The sequence below is a fragment of the Robiginitalea sp. genome (assembly GCF_049588695.1).
GTDB lineage: Bacteria > Bacteroidota > Bacteroidia > Flavobacteriales > Flavobacteriaceae > Robiginitalea.
This window is the reverse complement of record NZ_JBAVZJ010000585.1, coordinates 1-4,799: the sequence shown is the minus strand read 5'-3', so window position 1 is coordinate 4,799 and position 4,799 is coordinate 1. Positions and strand designations below refer to the sequence as shown.

The following is a 4,799-nucleotide window of genomic DNA, read 5'->3' as shown; positions in this document are numbered from 1 at the left end:
ATTCAAATCCTTTGACCGCATTGATGGACAACATGGCCTGCCCCAGCCGGGCGTGAAGTTTATCAAAAACGGGTTCTCCCAAGCCCGGTGGAATGCTTTGAATCACACAGGTTACCACACCGCCAATAGTATCCCCGGCTTTGCGCACTTCCCGAATCTGCTGTTCCATAGCCGCTGCCAGCTCCGGATCAGGACACCGCACCGGGTTAGACTCCGTCAGTGATAAATCGAGTTCCCGATAGGATTTTTCAAGGGTCAGGGATCCTACCTGTGACACATAGGCATTAAACTGTATCCCGGGAATCACTTGTCGGGCTATGGCCCCGGCCACCACGCGGCAGACCGTTTCCCGGGCTGAACTGCGGCCTCCACCCCGATAATCCCTGAAGCCGTATTTCTTGTCATAGGTGAAATCGGCGTGTGAAGGCCTGTAGGAATCTTTAATATGCGAGTAATCTTTCGACTTCTGATTGGAGTTTCGGACAAGGAATCCAATGGGGGTCCCCGTGGTTTTTCCTTCAAAAATCCCGGAAAAAAATTCAACCCTGTCCGATTCTTTTCTCTGGGTTACAATAGCGGATTGGCCTGGCTTCCTGCGGTCGAGTTCACGCTGAACGGCTTCCATATCCAGGGACACCCCGGCAGGGCACCCATCGATTATCCCACCGAGGCCCTCCCCATGACTCTCCCCGAAAGTCGTGAGACTAAAAGCTTCCCCAAAACTATTTCCTGCCATAGACCTTATTTTACATTTTGCCTGCATTCAAAGGTAGGTTTTACCGCTATGCCCGCCAAAATCGCACACAGTAATATTGATTTTACATTGTTGTCCGCCTCTTAAAGTTTTAGTAACCCTGAGGTGTTCTAATCTTGATGATTTGTATTTCTACCATCATACCAACCGTTCTATTTTTGTCCCCATAGGCGCAGGCTGTGAAAAAACGACAAATTGAGGTAGCGGTAATATCCAATATTCACCTGGGCGCAGAGGCATGCCGGGCAGATGCGCTACAAGCCTATTTGAGCAGTATATCCCCTAAAATCCTTGTACTAAACGGCAGGGTTTTGGAGTCGGAGGCTTCTTTTCAGTCGGCGTTTCCCTCCCCCCATTACCGGATTTTTAAAAAATTACTGTCTATGGCCTCAGCAGGTACTAAAATCTATTTTGTGTACCCGGGCCAGGATACCGTTTTCAAGACTTTTAAAGAAAAGGCACTGGATAATGTCTTTTTCACCAAAAACCTATTTCTCGACCTCGACGGTAAAAGGGCGTGGTTTACCCATGGTGACTTCCTGGATTCTTCGCTTTTTAGCAAGAAATGGGTTCATTGGATGGGAACGGGCAGACTTAGAATCCTCGCGGGAATAATACGTTTTAAAAATAGGGTCCGTAATTCAGTCGGCAAGCCGCTGGCAGATGCTCTGCTGCACTCAGAAGGGGATTATGAGGATCGCCTTAAAAGAGACCGCACACTACGGGAAACTACAGTGAAATTGGCAGTCGGCCGGGGATGTGACTACCTGATTTGCGGAGCCCCGCATCATCTTTCCAATCTATGGCTGGATACCAGCATTGGGAAATGCCAGTATCTCAGCGCGGGGGACTGGATTGAAAATCTGACCGCTCTGGAATACAATTTTAAAAGGTGGAAATCCTACCGGTATAGTGAAGACAAACTCTCACCCTTCTTCGCTGATGAAGACCTCAAAGAGATGAACGAGGAGGAGATACTATCTAAAAACTTCAAGGCGGGTCCCACAATGGCCGGTTAACTCTTACCTGTGGCCAGTGCCGCCCGGAGTATGCTTACAGGGTGTTTTGCCCTCCTCCCGGTTCCATCAAAAATCTGATGCCGGCAGCTTGTTCCGTTTGCGGCCAGGATAGTCGCTTTATCAGATTTTCGGACTGCAGGGAAAAGACGCAGACCACCAATACTCATGCTCACTTGATAGTGCTCTTTTTCATATCCAAAAGAACCGGCCATACCGCAGCAACCCGCCGCAATAAGTGTTGGCGAATATCCTGAAGGAATATTGAGTACGTCAAAACTAACCTTGGGACTGGAAAGTGCCTTTTGGTGGCAATGGGCGTGAATTTTCAAATCCCGTTTTTCAGTCGTGAAATGCGCTGGCTTAATATGTCCTTTGTTGTGCTCAGCAACAATAAACTCCTCAATGAGCAGGGAATTCGAGCTAATGGCCGACGCCTGTTTCCGCGGTAATCCAAAGCGGGTGTATTCATCCCGGAAGGTCAACAGGGCAGAAGGTTCGATTCCAACAACCGGTATTCCCGCTTGGGCAAAGGCATACAAAGCATCTGCATTTTTATGTGCCAGGGCCCGGGCCTGTTTTAAAAAACCCTTGGAAATAAAGGCGCGACCACTTTCGGCTTTATAGAGCTGTACGGAGTAACCGAGACCTTCGAGCAGGTCTATGGCATCCATTCCTACATGAGCGTCCAAATACTGTGTAAACTCATCTAAATAAAGGATTACCTTCCCCTGATACTCCGGATTGGCAGTCTTAACAGACTGCAGATGCGCCTCAAAATTCACATTCATCACCCTGGGCAGGGAACGCCCGGCAGCTACCCCGAGAATACGCTTTACAATTGATGCCGTTCCGGAACTTTGGGTGATCCAATTCGCAAAACCGGGTACCCGGCTCTGAAGTTTACTCAAAAGGGTGTTATAAGCAAAGAGCTAGTTTCTCAAAGAAGACCCATTCTCTTCCTGATATTGGTAGGCAAACTCCGCCTTTAAGGTGGCCACATCCACATTGCTGGGACATTCCCGGGCACAGGCCTTACAACTGAGGCAGAGGTCAAACACTTCTTTGAGTTCAGGCCGGTTAAAAGGGTTGTCCTTTAAGGGTGTGGTAAGCATTTCCCGTAGCGCATTGGCCCGGGCCCTTGTGGTATCCTTTTCGTTTCGCGTCGCGTGATAACTGGGGCACATCCCCCCGGGCATTTGTGCCGTTTTGCGACAATCCCCGCTCCCATTACACTTCTCAGTTGCCCTGAGAATACCCTGGCTATCTCCAAAATCCAGCAGGGTTTCGATTACCGGTTCCCTGCGATCCGGGGTATAGCGCAACGCCTGATCCATGGGGTATGCGTCCACTATTTTGCCGGGGTTAAAGATACCCTCTGGATCAAACGAGCTCTTAATCCGCTTTAGTAATTCGTAGTTCTCTTCCCCAATCATCAGGGGGATAAACTCCGCCCGCACAATGCCGTCCCCGTGCTCCCCACTAAAGGATCCACGGTATTTTTTGGTAAGGTGGGCTACATCGGTAGTAATCTTGCGAAACAGGCCTACGTCTGCGGACTCCTTTAAATTCAGGATCGGACGCAGATGAAGTTCTCCGGCCCCGGCATGCGCATAGTACACTGCGTTCTGCTGATACGACTCCATGATGGCCGTAAATTCCCCTATAAAATCCTTAAGGTCAGGCAGGGCCACTGCGGTATCTTCTATGCAGGCCACTGCCTTTTTATCCCCAACCATATTTCCAAGCAACCCCAAACCGGCTTTTCGAAGGGATATGGCCTTTGCGATATCCCCTCCCCTTAAAACGGGACTCGCATAACAGGTTCCACGGGCCTTTAACCCGGTGAGAACTTCTTCAATACGGTCTTCGAGAGCCTTTGAGCTGTCCGCGCGAACTTCTAACATCAGCAGGGCCGCGGGATCTCCCTCTACAAAAAACCGGTTTTCAAGGTGTTCGAGATTGTTTTTGGTGCAGTCCAGGATAACCTTATCCATCATCTCACACATAAACAGGCGATGCTTCATCACCGGTGCCACATCAGAAAGACTGTCCTCCAAAGTGCTGTAATGCGGTACGATCATCGCTGCTTCCGGCGGCGGCAGGCGATCGAGTTGTAGGGTAATTTCAGTAGTCAACGCCAGTGTTCCTTCGCTTCCACATAGTAATTTGGACAAGTTAAACAGGTCTCCCCCGGGGCGTATAGGCGCCATCTCAAGGAGGGAATCCACGGCGTATCCCGTATTTCTCCGGTGAATCTCAGCCCTTGGAAACTCTTTGACTATATTTTCTACTACACTGTTGTTTTTCAGCTCATTGATTACCTCTTTATAAATTTTACCTTCAAGTGTTTGTTCCTGGGTTTTGTCCGCAACCTCTTCCGGGGTCAAATCCCGAAACTCGACCTTTGAACCATCGGATAAGTACGCCTTTAAACCCACTACCTTGTCCCTGGTGACTCCATACCGGATAGATGTGGTTCCACTCGAATTATTACCTACCATCCCCCCGAGCATACAGCGGTTTGAAGTAGAGGTATTCGGGCCAAAAAAGAGACCAAAAGGTTGTAGGTACTGGTTTAATTCATCGCGTATCACCCCGGGTTGCACACGCACCTGCATGGTTACTGTGTCCAAATCCAAAATAGCCGTGAAGTGTTTCGATACATCTACCACAATGCCTTCCCCAACGCATTGTCCGGCCAGGGAAGTGCCTGCCGCCCGGGGTATCAGGCCTACCTGGTGGGTAGTTGCAAAATGGATCAACCGGATGAGGTCTTCCTCGTCTTTTGGATAGGCAACGGCAAGGGGTAACATCCGGTATACAGAGGCATCCGTGGCATACAAATGTTTATGCAGCGAATCCCATTGCAGGGTTCCGGAGAGTGTTTTGGAAAGTTGCTCCAGTTTATTTTTGTCCACTTTACCCACTTCTAAACAATTTTGGCGTCTAAATTAAGTTTTTATACACTGAAGAACGCTGTAGTCCCTATTTTTGACCTTGTTAAATTTTTGCTGATGAATCTACGC

Annotated in this window: 2 protein-coding genes and 1 pseudogene; 1 reads left to right on the top strand and 2 read right to left on the bottom strand. The window is 49.1% G+C overall.

All coding sequences use genetic code 11. The features are described from left to right. On the bottom strand, window positions 1-736 hold a 736-nt coding region (gene aroC / locus WBV75_RS13395; protein WP_424121089.1), incomplete at its 3' end, for a chorismate synthase. A gap of 197 nt (window positions 737-933) precedes the next feature. Here aroC and WBV75_RS13390 point away from each other — a divergent pair. Further along, window positions 934-1,773, top strand: a complete 840-nt coding sequence (locus WBV75_RS13390; RefSeq protein WP_424121088.1) for a UDP-2,3-diacylglucosamine diphosphatase — start codon at window positions 934-936, stop codon at window positions 1,771-1,773. Here WBV75_RS13390 and WBV75_RS13385 read toward each other — a convergent pair. Beyond that, window positions 1,770-4,691: pseudogene (locus tag WBV75_RS13385) on the bottom strand (FAD-binding and (Fe-S)-binding domain-containing protein). The gene WBV75_RS13390 and the pseudogene WBV75_RS13385 overlap by 4 nt on opposite strands. Between the last annotated feature and the right edge of the window lie 108 nt (window positions 4,692-4,799).